The 16,710-nt window shown below is 44.4% G+C and carries 17 protein-coding genes, 1 tRNA gene and 1 rRNA gene; 13 read left to right on the top strand and 6 right to left on the bottom strand.

Annotation, left to right across the window (positions count from 1 at the left end):
* Positions 1-202 precede the first annotated feature (202 nt).
* From DFP97_RS29185 to DFP97_RS29170, 4 genes are all read left to right on the top strand, one after another.
* Positions 203-279, top strand: a tRNA-Met gene (locus tag DFP97_RS29185).
* Positions 280-610: 331 nt separating this feature from the next.
* A complete protein-coding gene (locus tag DFP97_RS29180; RefSeq protein ID WP_114384182.1) occupies positions 611-1,432 on the top strand; it encodes an amino acid ABC transporter substrate-binding protein in 822 nt (273 codons plus the stop codon).
* A 20-nt stretch (positions 1,433-1,452) separates the two neighbouring features.
* Positions 1,453-2,130, top strand: coding sequence for an amino acid ABC transporter permease (locus tag DFP97_RS29175; protein WP_114384181.1), 678 nt, complete (start codon positions 1,453-1,455; stop codon positions 2,128-2,130).
* 62 nt (positions 2,131-2,192) lie between these two features.
* On the top strand, positions 2,193-2,960 hold the full coding sequence (locus DFP97_RS29170; protein WP_114384180.1) for an amino acid ABC transporter ATP-binding protein: 768 nt from the start codon (positions 2,193-2,195) through the stop codon (positions 2,958-2,960).
* A gap of 94 nt (positions 2,961-3,054) precedes the next feature.
* Here DFP97_RS29170 and DFP97_RS29165 read toward each other — a convergent pair whose 3' ends face one another.
* Positions 3,055-3,813 (bottom strand): YheC/YheD family protein, encoded by a 759-nt coding sequence (locus tag DFP97_RS29165; RefSeq protein ID WP_114384179.1) that lies wholly within the window; start codon positions 3,811-3,813, stop codon positions 3,055-3,057.
* A gap of 371 nt (positions 3,814-4,184) precedes the next feature.
* On the opposite strand from DFP97_RS29165, the gene DFP97_RS29160 reads away from it, so the two are divergent.
* The 4 genes from DFP97_RS29160 to DFP97_RS29145 all read left to right on the top strand — a co-directional run bounded on the left by DFP97_RS29160 (position 4,185) and on the right by DFP97_RS29145 (position 8,673).
* On the top strand, positions 4,185-5,174 hold the full coding sequence (locus DFP97_RS29160; protein ID WP_114384178.1) for a glycoside hydrolase family 43 protein: 990 nt from the start codon (positions 4,185-4,187) through the stop codon (positions 5,172-5,174).
* A gap of 320 nt (positions 5,175-5,494) precedes the next feature.
* A complete protein-coding gene (locus DFP97_RS29155; RefSeq protein ID WP_181873724.1) occupies positions 5,495-6,814 on the top strand; it encodes an ABC transporter substrate-binding protein in 1,320 nt (439 codons plus the stop codon).
* A 94-nt stretch (positions 6,815-6,908) separates the two neighbouring features.
* The gene (locus DFP97_RS29150) at positions 6,909-7,799 is read left to right on the top strand and encodes a carbohydrate ABC transporter permease (RefSeq protein ID WP_114384176.1); all 891 of its coding nucleotides are present in this window, start codon (positions 6,909-6,911) and stop codon (positions 7,797-7,799) included.
* A gap of 31 nt (positions 7,800-7,830) precedes the next feature.
* Positions 7,831-8,673 carry a carbohydrate ABC transporter permease gene (locus tag DFP97_RS29145; protein WP_114384175.1) on the top strand — a complete coding sequence of 281 codons (843 nt, stop codon included), beginning with the start codon at positions 7,831-7,833 and terminating at the stop codon, positions 8,671-8,673.
* A 93-nt stretch (positions 8,674-8,766) separates the two neighbouring features.
* Here DFP97_RS29145 and DFP97_RS29140 read toward each other — a convergent pair whose 3' ends face one another.
* The 4 genes from DFP97_RS29140 to DFP97_RS29125 form a co-directional block, all read right to left on the bottom strand.
* Entirely contained in the window at positions 8,767-9,579 is an 813-nt protein-coding gene (locus tag DFP97_RS29140; RefSeq protein WP_181873723.1) for a CPBP family intramembrane glutamic endopeptidase, read from the bottom strand.
* A gap of 142 nt (positions 9,580-9,721) precedes the next feature.
* On the bottom strand, positions 9,722-10,213 hold the full coding sequence (locus DFP97_RS29135) for a hypothetical protein (protein ID WP_114384173.1): 492 nt from the start codon (positions 10,211-10,213) through the stop codon (positions 9,722-9,724).
* 75 nt (positions 10,214-10,288) lie between these two features.
* A complete protein-coding gene (locus DFP97_RS29130; RefSeq protein ID WP_114384183.1) occupies positions 10,289-10,480 on the bottom strand; it encodes an RNA polymerase sigma factor in 192 nt (63 codons plus the stop codon).
* Between the two features lie 77 nt (positions 10,481-10,557).
* Positions 10,558-10,761, bottom strand: a complete 204-nt coding sequence (locus DFP97_RS29125; protein WP_114384172.1) for a hypothetical protein — start codon at positions 10,759-10,761, stop codon at positions 10,558-10,560.
* Between the two features lie 158 nt (positions 10,762-10,919).
* Here DFP97_RS29125 and DFP97_RS29120 point away from each other — a divergent pair, with 158 nt between their 5' ends.
* Positions 10,920-11,417, top strand: a complete 498-nt coding sequence (locus DFP97_RS29120) for an LURP-one-related family protein (protein ID WP_114384171.1) — start codon at positions 10,920-10,922, stop codon at positions 11,415-11,417.
* A gap of 176 nt (positions 11,418-11,593) precedes the next feature.
* Here the strand turns inward: DFP97_RS29120 and katA are convergent, their stop codons facing one another.
* Positions 11,594-13,051 carry a catalase KatA gene (gene katA / locus DFP97_RS29115; protein WP_114384170.1) on the bottom strand — a complete coding sequence of 486 codons (1,458 nt, stop codon included), beginning with the start codon at positions 13,049-13,051 and terminating at the stop codon, positions 11,594-11,596.
* Positions 13,052-13,785: 734 nt separating this feature from the next.
* On the opposite strand from katA, the gene DFP97_RS29110 reads away from it, so the two are divergent.
* The 4 genes from DFP97_RS29110 to DFP97_RS29095 form a co-directional block, all read left to right on the top strand.
* The gene (locus DFP97_RS29110) at positions 13,786-14,946 is read left to right on the top strand and encodes a YecA family protein (protein ID WP_114384169.1); all 1,161 of its coding nucleotides are present in this window, start codon (positions 13,786-13,788) and stop codon (positions 14,944-14,946) included.
* Positions 14,947-14,986: 40 nt separating this feature from the next.
* On the top strand, positions 14,987-15,754 hold the full coding sequence (locus DFP97_RS29105) for an AAA family ATPase (protein WP_114384168.1): 768 nt from the start codon (positions 14,987-14,989) through the stop codon (positions 15,752-15,754).
* Positions 15,755-15,772: 18 nt separating this feature from the next.
* Positions 15,773-16,267, top strand: a complete 495-nt coding sequence (locus DFP97_RS29100; protein ID WP_114384167.1) for a CYTH domain-containing protein — start codon at positions 15,773-15,775, stop codon at positions 16,265-16,267.
* A 258-nt stretch (positions 16,268-16,525) separates the two neighbouring features.
* Positions 16,526-16,710: ribosomal RNA gene (locus DFP97_RS29095) — 16S ribosomal RNA — on the top strand; the annotation flags it as partial.

Raw genomic sequence — 16,710 nt, 5'->3', positions numbered from 1 at the left:
GCAGCTGACGAATACTAATCGGTCGAGGGCTTATCCTAAAACCGTTTGCCTGGACCCATACATCCGGCAGACAAACAGCTAAAGTTCAGCAGCAATTTCTTTCGTATCCGGTTTTCAGGGCGCAATATGCATATGCTTGCATTTGCAAATGACCCACATCAGTGGGTTTTATTGTGTTAATGAATTTTTATGCTTTTTCTGACGCGGGGTGGAGCAGCCCGGTAGCTCGTCGGGCTCATAACCCGAAGGCCGCAGGTTCAAATCCTGCCCCCGCAACCAAATTTTATCTTAGAAAATATCCAAATTACATAAATTGCTGTCACACAAGAGATAGCGGGTTTGAATCTCGCCGCGCTTCCATTTTATAATCCAACAATCCTTGCGCAGCAAGGGTTTTTTTTGTTTTTTAAAGACTGACTAGAACAATTTTGTGATCATTTTCATTATATCTTATAATTCCTATTGAATATGTCGGAAAAACTATTGACGAGCTAATGCATCCGATGATAAGATCAGAATTACGTTTTACATGAATAGCAGCGCCCAAATTATAAGTGGTTATGTTTCTCGATTGAGGGCAAAATAAACGAAAACAGATGGGAGAACAGAAATGAAAAAATCATGGATAACAATGGCTGCACTTATTATGGTTATAACGCTTATATTTACAGCTTGCGGCAGCAATACGGATATGAACAACGATCAAGCTGCTGAGGAACCGGCAGCTAAGAACCTGCTTGAAACGATAAAAGCAAATGGCAAAATCCGCATTGGAACAGAAGGAACGTATGCACCGTTTACCTACCATGATGAAGAGGGTACGCTTACAGGCTTCGATGTGGAAATCGCACAAGAAATTTCGAAGCGTCTCGGCGTAGAGCCGGAATTTATTGAAACCAAATGGGATGGCATGTTTGCCGGTCTCGATGCTAACCGCTTCGATGTTGTAGTCAATCAAGTGTCCATCAAAGAAGACCGGAAAGTGAAATATGATTTCTCCGACCCTTATATCGTTTCGAAAGCCGTTCTAATCGTTAACGAAGATAACCAGGACATTAAAGAGCTGGCGGATCTCAAGGGTAAAAAGGCAGGACAATCTTTAACCAGTAATTTGAAGGACATCGCCGAGTCAAATGGCGCAACCATTGTACAAATCGATGGTTTTAACCAAGCTATTGATCTGCTTCTCTCCAACCGGATTGATGCGACGATCAACGACGGACTGTCCTTCCTGGATTTTAAGAAGCAAAGACCGGACGCGAAGATTAAGGTTGTTGCCGAGACGGAGGAAGCTACTCCAAGCGCTGTTTTGATTAACAAGGGCAATGAGGAACTGGTAAAAGCTATCAATAAAGCTTTGGCCGATATGAAGGCGGATGGAACTTACTTAGAAATCTCACAAAAGTATTTCGGTGCGGACGTATCGAAATAAGCAGGCAAAGGTAAACACTTATGAGCGATAGAACAGAAAGACTCATTCAAATTTTTATTGATTCCTTTCTACCCCTGCTTAAGGCAGGGGTAGCTTTTACGATACCGCTTACGTTGATCTCCTTCGCAATTGGTTTTGCGCTGGCATTTCTGACGGCGCTCGCCCGGCTTTCCAATTGGAAGGTTCTTAATGGTATCGCCAGATTCTATGTTTGGGTTATTCGGGGTACACCGCTTCTTTTGCAATTATTTATTATCTTTTTCGGTTTGCCAAGCATCGGTATTGTCATTGATGCTTTTCCGTCGGCCGTTATCGGATTTTCAATCAGTGTTGGAGCATACGGCTCCGAAATTATCCGCGCCGCGATTCTTTCCATAGGCAAAGGGCAATGGGAGGCGGCTTATTCCGTTGGGATGACACGCTCGCAAGCGCTGCGCCGGGTTATTTTACCCCAAGCGGCCCGCGTTTCCGTACCTCCGCTGGGAAACTCTCTTATTAGTCTTTTAAAGGACACATCGCTGGCGGCGGTCATAACGATGCCGGAAATGTTGCAAAAAGCCCAACAAATTACGGCGGTGTACTATGAACCGTTATTGTTATACAGCGAAGCTGGCTTGATCTACTTGTTATTCAGCACAGTGCTTTCCAATCTACAGCGACGGTTAGAGAAACGGTTTGAACGATTTTCCGCAAGGTAAATGATAAATGAATGCTTACGATGAAGGATTTTGCTAACACGCAAAACCCTAAGGAGAAACCCATGATTAAAATTGCAAATCTGAAAATAAGCTTTGGTGATCATGAAGTGCTTCGGGGCATTGATCTTACTATTGAAAAAGGTCAAGTCATGGTCATCATCGGACCTTCGGGTTCAGGGAAAACGACCCTGCTGCGAAGCATAAATTTGCTGGAATATCCCACTGAGGGAATACTTAGCATCGGAAATTCCCGGCTTGATTTTACCCCTCAGACCAAACCGAATGCTACAGACATACTAGCTTTTCGCAGACAGACCGGGATGGTGTTTCAATCGTATAACCTTTTTCCGCACAGGACTGCGCTGCAGAACGTGATGGAAGGGCAGGTCATTGTGCAGAAAAAGTCGAAAGCAGAGGCGCGAATCAAATCGATGGAGCTTTTGAGAAAGGTTGGCTTAGAGGATAAGGCCGACTCATACCCCCATCAGCTTTCCGGAGGACAGCAGCAGCGGGTGGGCATTGCCCGTGCGATGGGTATCGACCCTGCGCTGCTGCTGTTTGATGAACCGACATCGGCGTTAGACCCGGAATTGGTCGGAGATGTTCTGAAGGTTATAAAGGAACTGGCGGGTGAAGGGATGACAATGGTCATCGTGACGCACGAAATGAAATTTGCGAGGGATGTAGCAGACCAAGTCGTGTTTATGGACAACGGAGTAATCATTGAGCAGGGATCTCCGGGACAAGTCATTGACAGGCCGACTCATGAACGCACCCGACTTTTCTTATCACGATTGAATGATTCGGTGGTTCAGAACCAGAAAATATAGAAGCTTGCTTGAAAAAGACACGGAGCTGTTGTTCCGTGTCTTTTTTGAGCTTCAAGTAAGATGTGGAAATTTTCTTGATAAAAGAGGGACTGTTTTACTGGGGATTGTTTTTATTCAGACGTGTCAATTGTATGATCCTATTGTACATTTGTTTGTTTCCCAGCCTGATGAATGGAGTAATTGCCGGGCTTGTGTTGACCTCCAGAACCCAAGGTTTCATGCTTTGGCTCACCGCGATATCAACGCCAAGCTGCCAGACTGTGGGATGTATGCTCTGGAACTGCACCCCTATGCTCCGAGTCAAGCTGAATAAAGACTCAAGATACGGAGTGACTTTGGATTGATTCATATTTGACTTTAACAGTCTCTCAGCCGGCAAGCACGTTCCCCCCTGGCTTCTGTTCGTCACAATTAGCTTGGGCCGGGCAACCCGTCCGACAATGCCGGAAACTTCCCATTCACGATTCTCATTCTTCTGCACCATAATGCGAAAATCAAACGGCCGCCCGTGATAGAGCAAAGTCCGGATCCCTTTTTGGATCAAATAAGGCTTCCTCCGAATCCGTCTGCGAACGGACTGGTATAAGGCATGAACGCTTGTGAAAATAGCCTTCGAAGTGCCTTGCCTAAGCTCATATTTCGTTCCTTTTTTTTCCGCTCGCATAATACCTATACCTTTGAGACCGTTTATTGGCTTTAGATAGACCATCTTATATTGGTCCAGCATCTTGTTCAGCGTATACATGCTGAAGCTCTTCGTCGAAGGTATATGGGGAACAAGAAGCTTGTTTTTCAGCAGAGCCCGGGTTTTTGTAAGCTTGCTGCTGATATGCCGCTTAATGGATACTTTCAAGCATCGTCACTTCCCTTTTCAGCGTTAGATTGCTTCATTATACGGGAAGAGAGCGGTAACAGATATGGTTCAACGCACATTTGTGGTAAAGGGAACAAGCTTGACGATAGATAAAATGGATAAATATACAATTGAAGAGGGCATCTCTTTTATCTGTGTTGATGGATAGAAGGGATGCCTCCTTTTGTATTCAATATTAATATAAAAATTAATAAGTTAACTTATTGACAGCAGATACAATCAGTTGTTAATATTCACTATATCATGAATTAATAAATAAAAACATAAACGTTTGGATGGATTCTGATTAAAGTGGGGAAGCAGATAAGCCAGCAGTTAAAACTATAACGATCAAAAGGAGTTTTGTTACGATGTTAAGCAAAGAAACAGCAGCAGCGCAGTCATTTATTAATCCGGTTATTCCGCAGCGCGCCGATCCTTGGGTTTATAAGCATACAGACGGCTACTATTATTTTACCGCTTCGGTACCTGAGTATGACCGGCTGGAAGTAAGAAGGGCGAAGACGATTCAAGAGCTTGGTTCGGCAGAAGCGGTAGTTGCATGGCGGAAATATGACACAGGTCCGATGAGCGCTAACATTTGGGCTCCGGAAATCCATTTTATCGATGATAAATGGTATATCTATTTCGCCGCTGCAAGAACTTCGGAAACGGTTGACGGTTTATTCGATCATCGCATGTTTGTCATTGAAAATGAATCGGCGAACCCGTTAGAGGGTGAATGGACGGAGAAGGGGCAAATTAAAGCGAATTGGGAATCCTTCGCGCTTGATGCGACGACATTCGAGCATGAAGGCGTTCGTTACCTGGTATGGGCGCAAAAGGATCCCGCCATTCATGGCAATTCCAATCTGTACATCGCTCCGATGAGCAATCCGTGGACCATAAGCGGCGAACAAGTCATGATTGCCACTCCGGAATATGATTGGGAAAAAATCGGCTTTCTCGTTAATGAAGGTCCGGCAGTGCTTAAGCGTAACGGCAAAATTTTTATCAGCTATTCGGCTAGCGCTACCGATTACAACTATTGCATGGGGCTGCTCTCGGCATCTGACACCAGTGATTTGCTGGATCCATCCTCATGGAGCAAATCGGCTGAGCCTGTCTTCCAAACGAATGAGGCAACAGGACAATACGGTCCTGGCCACAATAGCTTTACCGTCAGTCCTGACGGTGAGAATGATATTATTGTTTATCATGCTCGGAATTATAAAGAAATTGTTGGAGATCCTCTTTATGATCCAAACCGTCATACGCGGGCGCAGCAGTTTGGTTGGAATCCGGACGGAACCCCGAACTTTGGCATTCCGGTCGAAGACGGGACAGTTGCAGCGAAATGACAATCCTGTGAGTAGATAGTAAATATATTAATTAATTTATTGTTTCGATAACTAAACCACCATTTTTTTCAATAGTAAATGATGGCAATTCCAAATTCGGTGGATAAAAGAAAGTCGGATATCATATTTTAATATCATTCGACAAGTCTTGACAATGAAAGCGCTTTGAATTATTATGAATTCAACAAAAGTATTAATTATGTAATGAATTTGTTTTCTTATAAGATTATTCATTGCTTAATTCATATTTTGAGAAAGAAGTACATTTAGGAGGGGTTAAGTTGGAAAAGAAAAAAGGTTTACTTTCTGTTTTTGCACTTATGATGGCAGTAGTAGTCATGCTTTCTGCATGCGGCGGTAAAGAGGAAGCAGGGAACGAAGGCGGCACAAACGGTAAAACGGAATCTCAACAGCTTACGTTCATGTTTAGAGGCGGTCCTGAAGAGCAAAAGGCATATCAAGCAACAGTAAAAAAATTCGAAGCAGACAACCCTGGCGTTAAAGTGAAAATCATTACAACAACACCCGATCAGTATGCAACTAAATTGAAGGCTGCTATCACAGGGAAAAGCGTTCCTGACGTCTTTTATTTTGATCCGGGCGACCTGAGAGCATACGTAAATGGCGGAGTGCTTAAAGATATTACGGAATATATGAATGACGTTAACTTCGACAACATTTGGAAATATGGCGTTGATATCTACCGGTATGACGGCGAGACAGTAGGCCAAGGCAGCATTTACGGATTGCCAAAGGACGTTGGTCCTTTCTCGCTTGGATACAACAAAACGATGTTTGAAGCTGCAGGCATCCCATTGCCGGATAAAGACAAGCCTTACACATGGGATGAATTCATCAAAGTTAACCAACAGCTTACGAAAGACAACAACGGCGACGGCAAAATTGACCAGTACGGCACAGGCTTTAACGTAAACTGGGCTTTACAAGCCTTCGTATGGAGCAATGGCGCTGACTGGCTAGATGAGACTAACAAAAAAGTAACGATCGATGATCCTAAATTTGCTGAAGCACTGCAATATTTTGCTGACATGCAAAATGTATACAAAATCACTCCTTCTATTGAAGATGCAGCAACTCTGGATACGTACCAGCGCTGGATGAAAGGCGAATTGGCGTTCTTCCCAGTAGGTCCTTGGGATCTGGCGACTTATGAAACATTGCCTTTCGATTATGATTTGATTCCTTATCCTGCAGGCTCTACAGGAAAATCGGCAACCTTCGTAGGCTCGCTCGGTATTGGCGTATCCAACAACTCGAAGAGCCCTGAATTAGCAGCTAAACTGGTTACTTATTTGACGGCTTCTCCAGAAGGTCAACAGCAATTGGTTGATGCAAAGGTTCAAATTCCTAACCTGATCGATATGGCTCAAACTTGGGCAGCTAATTCGGCTACGAAACCGGCTAACAAGAAGGAATTCCTTGATATCGTTCAAGACTACGGTAAACCGATGCCTAACACATTGACTTACAATGCTGAATGGTACCAATTGTTCTTTACGGACATCCAACCGGTACTCGATGGCAAAATGACGGCTGCTGATTATGTGAAGTCGCAACAGCCAAAAATGCAAAGCTTGCTTGATAAAGCCATCGAACAAGAAGCAAAATCGAAAAAATAATAAAAGCTAATCATTTTTAATCCGCAGGAATGGATGCTAGTTCTTAAGCACGGAACTAGCATCATTCTTATGCCGGGTGAATCAGGGGTGGAAGATGAAAACCAAGTCGAATCTCTATCGCAAAGAAAGCTACTACGGGTATTTATTTGTACTTGCTCCCGTTCTTGGATTTCTCTTGTTTACTTTGTATCCGCTTTTATACTCGCTTTACGGTTCATTCACGGACTGGGACGGCTTAGGCCGGATGGATTTTATCGGACTCGCTAACTTTAAAGAAATTTTTATGGACGAGCAGTTTCATAAGGCCAGCTTCAACACGTTGTTCATGATGATCGGTATACCGATAGAAATAGTGTTAGCTTTGCTGCTTGCCCTTGGGCTTAATCGGAAAATGTTCGGTACGACAACGTTTCGTGTCGTTTACTACATCCCGGTCATCTCCTCGCTCGCGGCGATTTCAATTTTGTGGCAATGGGCTTATAACGGCGACTATGGTTTAGTAAATCAGTTTCTTGCTCTCTTTGGTATTGAGGGTCCTAACTGGTTGACTGATAAATATACGGTGAAACCTGCACTTATTATTATGATGGTTTGGAAGAACCTTGGTTATTCTATGCTTCTCTATCTGGCGGCACTGCAAAGCGTGCCTAAAGATTACTATGAAGCGGCATCCTTAGACGGGGCAAACGGCTTTCAAATATTCAAGCATATCACGTTCCCGATGGTAAAACCGGTTACGTTCTTTATTGTCGTTACGAAAATTATCGGCGGCGCCCAGATCTTTACGGAAATTAATATCATGACGTCGACAGGCGGTCCGGAATACAGCTCGGCCTCAGTCGTATTCTATGTTTGGCAGAAGGCGTTCGGCAACCTGCAAATGGGCTATGCCTCCGCCATGGCAATGCTGCTTGGGATATTCATCTTTGTTGTAACGCTCGTTCAATTCAAGATGAATGAAAGATCGTCGAGGGATTTGGAGTAACGACTACCAGAGGGAAGGAGTGAATGTGACTATGCTTTCGGCCAAAAAATTTAAAATCTCGAATCTACTTATTTTCATTTTAATTAGCATTGGCGCTGTATTTATGATTGCTCCGCTTGTATGGACGGTTTCGACCTCCTTTAAGACGAAGGCGGAAGTATTCGCTTTGCCGCCTGTATGGATTCCGGAAACGTTCAACTTTGTGAAGTATGCGGAAATATGGGAGAAAGGCCCTTTGCTCAGCGGTATTCAGAACAGCTTGCTGATCACGCTCTGCGTCACGATTATCGGGACGTTCACATCGAGCTTGGCCGCGTATTCGTTTGCGAAGCTGCGTTTTAAGTATAAAAACGTGATTTTCATGCTATTGCTATCTTCCTTGATGATTCCATATCCGGCTATTATGATTCCGCAATTCATTATGTTCTCCGAATTTGGTTGGGTGGATACATTAAAGCCGCTCATTGTGCCTGGCCTTTTTGGTAACATTATGATGATCTTCTTCCTGCGGCAATATTTGACGAGTGTACCTGGAGCAATTATAGAAGCCGCGAAAATCGACGGAGCTTCTTACTTCGGCATTTTCTCCAGAATCGTATTTCCGTTAATCCGTCCAGCGGTAGCGGCACAGGTTATTTTATGGTTTATGGCGATTTGGAACGATTACCTGGCGCCGATTATTTATTTGAACTCACCGGAGAAGCAAACGCTGCAGCTCGTTATCGCTAATTTTAATGCGACGTATGCGATCCAAACGGATTATCCGTTAATTATGGCGGCGTCCTTCGTTGCTTTGCTGCCTATGCTGGTCATCTTCCTCGTATTCCAAAAACAAATTATCGAGTCCGTTGCAATTTCTGGCGTTAAAGGCTAGATGGATGGCGGATTCTGAATAGAACAAGCCGCCAGTCAGGCTAAGAACAAAGCTCCTATACGGGGCTTTGTTTTTTTTTTATTGAACAAGTAGCTATTGATCTGCACCCTTTTTCCTGTAAAAAAAGTAAACGGCAATGATTCCGATCATCGTCACCAAAGTTGAAATGAAGCTTCCTTCTACGCCGAACGAGCCGCCTGATAGTAGCGCGGGTCCAGCAGCTACCGCATCCAGCACGGACGGAACAGGAGCGGTCCCCGATACGCTGAAGCCATAGATATGGCCCTGGAAGTAGTTCCATGTCAGATGCAGTCCGATCGGCATCCAAAGTCCGCCGCTCAGCTCTCGGGAAAGACCTAGAAGAATACCGGCAAGCAAAAGGTTTATGATCGGAAAAGGGGAGTCGAAGGTTCCTGGATTTAACCCATGCATGACCGCAAATAAGATCGAGCTGACAATGATCGCGGATGTTTGGCCGTAATGGTATTTCACAAGCCCTTGTATGTAGCCGCGAGAAAGGATTTCCTCGTAAACGGCCACACACGTAAACAGAATCAAGCCATCCAGCAACGACCGAAGCACCGCTTGATTAAAGCCAATCCATTGCCATTCGATACCTCCGAGTACCCAAATAAGAACAGACGAGACGGTCATTAGAATAGCTCCCGCCAGGAGACCATGAACCGCCCAAAGGGCGCCGTTAGGCTGTTTTAATCCGAGAGGCCAACCTTTCTTCCGTTCGAATAAAGCGTACATACCGAAGGCAGCAGCGGTAAAGGCGACTATTTGAGAATAAATAAGCCATTTATTGTCTACGGCAGCTTCAAGATCAGATACTGAAAGCCCTGCTGCGATAAAGTAGATGAGAAATAAAATGATAATCAAAACAAAAACGATAGCCATCATTAATAGCAATTTTCCGATAATCGACGCAATGTTCTTAATAAAGTTCCACTCCTTGTTCATTGAATAAAGAAAGTATAATTACCAGTTTATCCCTTGTCAACGAACAGAAATGTGCATGTGTCGTTGCCACTATTCCTCATGATCACTTTTCCACTAATATTCCAGAATAAGAATAATCATCTTTCCTATTAATCTCAATCGTGCGGCGACCGAGCTCCTTATCGTTTTGATAAGCAATGACTTCAATAGAGCTCGTAGATGCGATTGTTCTAAAGTCGTCATCATTTGTTGGCGTCCAGTATATAGTGTCACCTGACTTTATATCGATTTGTTTTCCTTTATCCACGACTTTAGAGTCGGGGGGCGTCCATAACAAGAAAGAGCCGTCGGTTGCTTGCAATGAAATGACATCCGCTTCGCCCGAAACGATGTTAATTGGAAAACCGGGTACCCTGCTCATCGTCATCTGGTACATTCCTAGCGGGAAACCGACATTCGGTTTTACTTCAACGGGCGTCCCGTCGGCCGCATAAGCGGTAATTACAAAGCCATCGAACAATGGTTTGTCGCTTTCAGGCTGAAGGAATGAAAATCCGAACATCGCAAGTAAAATGAACGTACAGACGGCTGCCAAAAGGGCAGCTGTTTTTTGATAGGCAAATCCTTTCTTCTGAACTTTTTTACGTCATTTATAATACTCTTCTTCAGCTCATCGCTGGTCATGTTCAGCATGCTTAGACGTTTTTTGCTGCTTAACTATTTTAATAAAAACCTCCTGGCATACGTCTTGAGCGTCAGCGCTATTTTTGAGATAGGCAAAGGCTATTCGCAAAACCATGTCGGAATAGCTCTGGATGAGCTCTGAAATATAATCCTCCGTATAAAGCGGTTCATTTTCCATTGGCGTCGACTCACCCCTAACACGATCGACATAATCAAAATGTTTCATACTCGAAAAAAAATCCTGACTCATTAAAGTCAGGATTCATTCGTCTCCTCGTTAATGGCTTCCTCCAGACGGAAATCGTCGGTTTTCTCGCCGTCTTCCCAAATTTCCACGAACAGAGCATCACAATTATCGAAATCGGTTGATTTCAGCGACAAAGCTTTTTCTTCGTCGGTGCCTACATATACATTTTCCATCCCGTCTTCATTGAACGAGAGTATGACAAAAATTTTCACTCGCCTGTGCCTCCTGCATTTCAATATTGTAGCAGTATATCATAAAACGCTTTAGGATAAGCACTTTAACAGAGCAGATAGAATGATCAGCATAAGTCATGGTATAATTAACCATATGCAATATTACCTATGTTTGTAAAAATGAAGGAGATGATAGATTGAAGCTTTATTTTAAAGACAATTTCTTCAGCTCGGGAACAAGCACTATAATGAACGGAGCCGCCGATACGGTAGGTACAATAGATTTGAAAAGCGCCTTTGGCTCATCGCTCGATGTGTATGATCATACGGGAACGAGGGTGTGCGGGGGGGCGTTCCCTTTCTTCTCGAACAAGTGGGAAATAACAGGTCCGGATGAGCGCTTATTCGGCGTGCTGCAAGTGCGGATGAGCTTTCTCTCGAAGCGGTTCGAGTATGATGCGGGGGATAGAGGATTATTCGAAATTACGTCGCCGGCTTTTTCGCAGGAGTACGACATCCAGGACGGCAGCGGTCAGACTGTCGCTTCATTTGCGAAAACGAGCAGCTGGCTGCAATCCGGCGCCTTCTGTTTGAATAACGGCTCCTGTAAGCTCGACAGCTATGAATTGGTCGCTCTCGTTATGGGCGTTCACACTATACAGAAGAGGCAGCATGCGAACAATGCAGCGACTTAATTATCATTTCTAAAAATCAAAGCGGCTGTCGAATAGAATTCGGCAGCCGCTTTATAAAAATATAAGAAAGTATAAATTTGAGCATTATACAATGCATATATTTCACCGCGAAACGAGCTTTTGCCGCCAAGGACGGCGACAGCCGTTTACGCTTGTGTCACACTATTATCGTTCCATTATGCTTGCTGCGATATAGATAAACCAAGACCCTCGGCAACGCGTTGTCCGTACTCCGGATCTGCTTTGTAGAAGTGGCCGATTTGACGAAGCTTAATGTCATCTCTTTCAACCGGCTTCATAGCTCCGACAATGGTTTCGACCAGACGGGTGCGTTCTTCTTCGCTGAGCAGCCGGTATAAGTCGCCCGCTTGCGTGTAGTGATCATTATGATCATAGGCGACGCTATTCGCTTCACCGGATACTTCAAATGCAGCAGGCTTGTTTTCAGGCGTTTCCGTCGGACCGCTATAGCTGTTCGGCTCGTAATAGATGGAAGCACCGCCATTACCATCCGAACGCATTTGTCCGTCACGCTGGTGATTGTTCACTTCCGACTTTGGACGGTTAATCGGCAATGAATTGTGATTAGCGCCGACCCGGTAACGATGAGCGTCTGAGTAAGCGAACAGACGGCCCTGAAGCATTTTATCCGGGGAAGCCTCGATGCCGGGCACAAATGATCCAGGTGAGAACGTAGCTTGCTCAACTTCCGCAAAATAGTTCTCAGGATTCCGGTCGAGCACCATGCGTCCAACCTCGATCAACGGATAGTCCTTCTGAGACCATACCTTCGTGACGTCGAATGGATCGAAACGGTATGTATCGGCATCCTCTAACGGCATAATTTGAACATACAGCTTCCATGCAGGGAAATCGCCACTCGCGATCGCATTAAACAAATCTTCCGTATGGTAGTCGGGATTTTCACCGGCAATTTGTGCGGCCACATCCGGAGCTAAGTTTTTCACGCCTTGTTCCGTTTTAAAATGGTATTTCACCCAGACGGCCTGGCCTTCTGCGTTAACCCATTTGAACGTATGGCTGCCGAAGCCGTGCATATGTCTGAGCGTTGCGGGAATGCCGCGGTCCGACATAAGAATCGTAACCTGATGCAAGGATTCCGGCGACAAGGACCAGAAATCCCATACTGCATTTGGGTTTTTCAGGTGTGTTTGCGGATGGCGCTTTTGTGTATGAATGAAGTCCGGAAATTTTATTGCGTCACGAATAAAAAATACAGGCGTGTTATTGCCAACCAAGTCATAGTTTCCTTCTTCGGTGTAGAACTTAACGGCGAATCCGCGCGGGTCGCGCACCGTATCGGCCGAACCAAGCTCGCCCGCAACGGTCGAGAAGCGAATGAACATCGGAGTACGTTTTCCTACCTCTGACAAGAAGCTGGCTTTCGTGTATGGCGTAACATCGTGCGTCACTTGGAAATAACCGTGCGCGCCGGCGCCTTTCGCATGAACGACACGCTCTGGAACACGCTCTCTGTTGAAATGCGCCAGTTTTTCAAGAAGGTGTACGTCCTGAATTAATGTGGGACCACGTGAGCCAGCTGTCATCGAGTTTTGGTTATCTCCAACGGGAGCACCCCAACTAGTCGTCAGTTTGTTCTTTTCTGTACTCATAATCGAATCACCTCATTGATTTTGTATGATTGCGTCTCAACTAATATGTTACCGCTTTCCAGTGGGAAATCAATATCAATTTATAATAATTACAAATAAATATTTTCCGTCAAAATGTGATAGAGGATTTTGAAATTTAGGCATATAGTCGTACTCAAGACACAAGCCGAACGGGGACCTCATTGGGTTTTGGGGGGAATGGCCGTACAGAAATAGACAAAAATGAACCGATTGAATTAGTCGGGGGAGATGTTTAGTCGCTTGGCACAATAACGGTACAGAATGGTCTTATTAGCACGTAACGGGGAAGTTACACAAAAAAATAGCGGACAAAAATGGTCTTAATGGGCCCAGAATAGGGTATTGGATACCCAGTAGGCATGAATAAAACCACAAAAGTCCGCTATTTTCAAATATGTTGTCATTGTAGAGGATATAACGCCTATTATTACCGCTATGATGGTTACGTTAGGGGATGACTTTCAATTGTCCTTATGTGGCTTGAGGGACATAACACTAGCGGCTATTCGCTGTACCGCCCCAGCGCTTTTGTCGCAGACTCAAGCATACGGCTCTAATAGGAAGCCTTGATGATCCTTTCATGATCTCAGGGTTTTTATTTTTTGTTTGATTCCGCCTTATATTTTTGTTACCTTTGAACTTGCATGTTTTTTTGGGCTACTCTAACATTTAATAGAACGGCATGCATCAAATTTAATTTTTAGGAGAACAACATGACTACAAAGCAGGATCTCGTACCGGACAAGTTTTGGCCGGAGCTAACCTATCCGTTAACATTCGCGGATGCGCTGAGCGTGTTATCGAAGCAGCAATTAACAAATATTCGCCTGAATTTGCAAATAAGCAACCTCAGCACGCTCAATAAGCAGGGGCTTGTTGAAAAGTTGGGGAAGCTGATACCGGATAACTTGGAGCTGACTACCCGTTGCTGGGATCATAATAGAATGAAGTTCGTTCAGAAAATCGCGAAGAACGGAGGTCTATGGGATAAGCCGCTGCTTGAATACCAGCAATACGATTATTTCCGCGAACGCGGAATTTTATATCCGGGTACGGTTGACGGCAAAAGAGTCGTTATCATGCCTTCAGAACTCGTTGAATTGTTTAAATCAGGCGATTTGTTTCAAGATCACCCTATCCATTCCCGGAACACCGAATGGATTCGGCTGACGCGCGGTTTGCTATACTATTATGGGACGTTGTCAGCAGAGGAATTAAAGTCATTTGTTATTACGGATGCCGATCATCCGCTGTCTGAATTCGATATCATGAATATTATTTACGATGCTTCGGATTATTATGAGCAGATTGAAATCGATGAGGAAGCAATGATTTCCGATTATCGGGTGGTCGATCCGGCTTCCATTCGCAAAGAGCGAGCGCTTCGGCTTGAGTTGGACTTTTATCCTTTTACGAAACAGGAGCTTCTAAAGGCAGGAGAACCGGATTTCGTCGAGCGCAACAGTCACTATACGAACTTGGTCCGTTATGTTCTCAGCCATTACGAAATTGATCGCGATGAAGCTGATTTTTTAGTGGAAGAATGTGTCGACGCGGCCAAAAATGGCGATTCGCTTGCATCCGTACTAGAAGTGGCTCAGGACTTTATCGAGATGCCTAGTATAGAGATGATGTCAGAGATAACGGATCTTCTTGTGCCTTTAATGAATAATACAAAGCAATGGGCCATCAAGGGCTATTCGCCTGCAGAGCTATCGTTAAAAAGAGCAAGCGCTGGCGTGCTTCTAAATACTGTGCCTAATCGGACAGTTCGTGCTGATGTTATAGATTTGAAGACAAAGCAAAAAGTCGGACGCAACGATCCTTGTCCTTGCGGAAGCGGTAAGAAATTCAAGAAATGCTGCGGTCAGTAGAGTGCGGGGATACGGATTAATCGATATTGGGAGGGACGGGATGAGACAAAATAAGCAGGGCCTTTATTTAAGAAGCGTTACTTTGCGTCGGGAAGCCGTACCTTCCTTCGATAGATATCCCTTTAATCTAAAAGCTATTCAAGGCTTAGACACGCTTGAGTTGCATCCGAAGGTTACTTATATCGTTGGCGAAAATGGGATGGGGAAGTCGACGCTGATGGAAGCGATCGCGATCGGACTCGGATTTAATCCGGAAGGCGGAACGATCAACTTTAATTTCTCTACTGAAGCGACTCATTCCGAGCTGCACCAGTACTTGAAGCTAACTCGTAGCGCGAAAAAGCCCAGGGACGGGTTTTTCTTCCGGGCGGAGAGCTATTATAATTTAGCTTCTAATATAGATGCGATGGATAGGGACTCATTGTCAGCACCGCGGATCATTGATTCTTACGGCGGGAAATCTCTTCACCAGCAATCGCATGGTGAATCCTTTTTTGCAACATTTCTTTATCGTTTCAGCGGGAATGGGCTATATATTATGGACGAGCCGGAGGCGGCTCTTTCTCCTTTTCGGCAAATGGCTATGCTCTCCCGGATCAATGAGTTGGTGGGGCAGAACTCGCAGTTTATTATTTCAACACATTCACCCATTTTAATGGCTTATCCTGATGCAATCCTATATAATTTGACTTCGAATGGAATCGAGAGATCTGCATTAGAAGAAACGGATCACTACATTCTTATGAAGCAGTTCATCAATAATAGGGAACGGATGCTGTATGAGCTATTTATGGACGAAGATAAGTGAGAAGGAGATGTCTGTCTTATGTCATTAGAAATCGAACGGAAATTTTTGCTTGATAAATTGCCAAGCGTTATTATTGAAGAGCAGAAGCTGAAGGTACTATCGGAGCAACGAATCGAGCAAACATATTTGGCAATAGATGAAACGCAAGAGCTGCGCGTCAGGAGAATTGTTGATCTTGCCAGCGGCGAGGTTTCGTTTACTCATACATTCAAGTTAGGCAATGGTCTCTCCCGCGAGGAAATTGAGTATTCGATTTCGGAAGGCATTTACGATCAGGTTGTTAAGGCTTTTGGATTCGTGCCTCTGACGAAAAACCGGATAACGGCAGAATGGGATGGCAATATCATCGAAATAGATATTTACGATCAAATCGAGCTGGCAGTACTTGAAGTGGAATTCGATTCGGAAGTGGCAGCTAATGCTTTTGCAGCACCGGACTGGTTCGGCAGAGATATAAGCTCTGAGCGGCAGTATAGCAATAAGAAAGTATGGAGAGAATTACAATTAAAATAGCCTTTTTAAAAAGTTTAAAAAAAGTTTTGATAAAAGCTTGACCTTGTGGGCACTAACATGGTATATTCTTATTCCGGCCGCAAAACGGCACGGACAATGAAACAAAAGAACGAAAGAAAAGATTGTTCTTTGAAAACTGAACAACGAGTAATAACTGCCCCGCAAATCCTAACGGATGAGCGGAAAAGCGATAAAAAGTAATGAGCAATCAAACACATGAAGCTTTTCTCAACGACATCGCGTCGATGCGAAAACTTCCATTTGGAGAGTTTGATCCTGGCTCAGGACGAACGCTGGCGGCGTGCCTAATACATGCAAGTCGAGCGGATCTTATCCTTCGGGATAAGATTAGCGGCGGACGGGTGAGTAACACGTAGGTAACCTGCCCGTAAGACTGGGATAACATTCGGAAACGAATGCTAATACCGGATACACAGCTTGGT

Origin of the sequence: Paenibacillus prosopidis, from assembly GCF_003337375.1 — a bacterium.
GTDB lineage: Bacteria > Bacillota > Bacilli > Paenibacillales > Paenibacillaceae > Pristimantibacillus > Pristimantibacillus prosopidis.
This window is presented reverse-complemented; position numbering and strand designations above follow the sequence as displayed.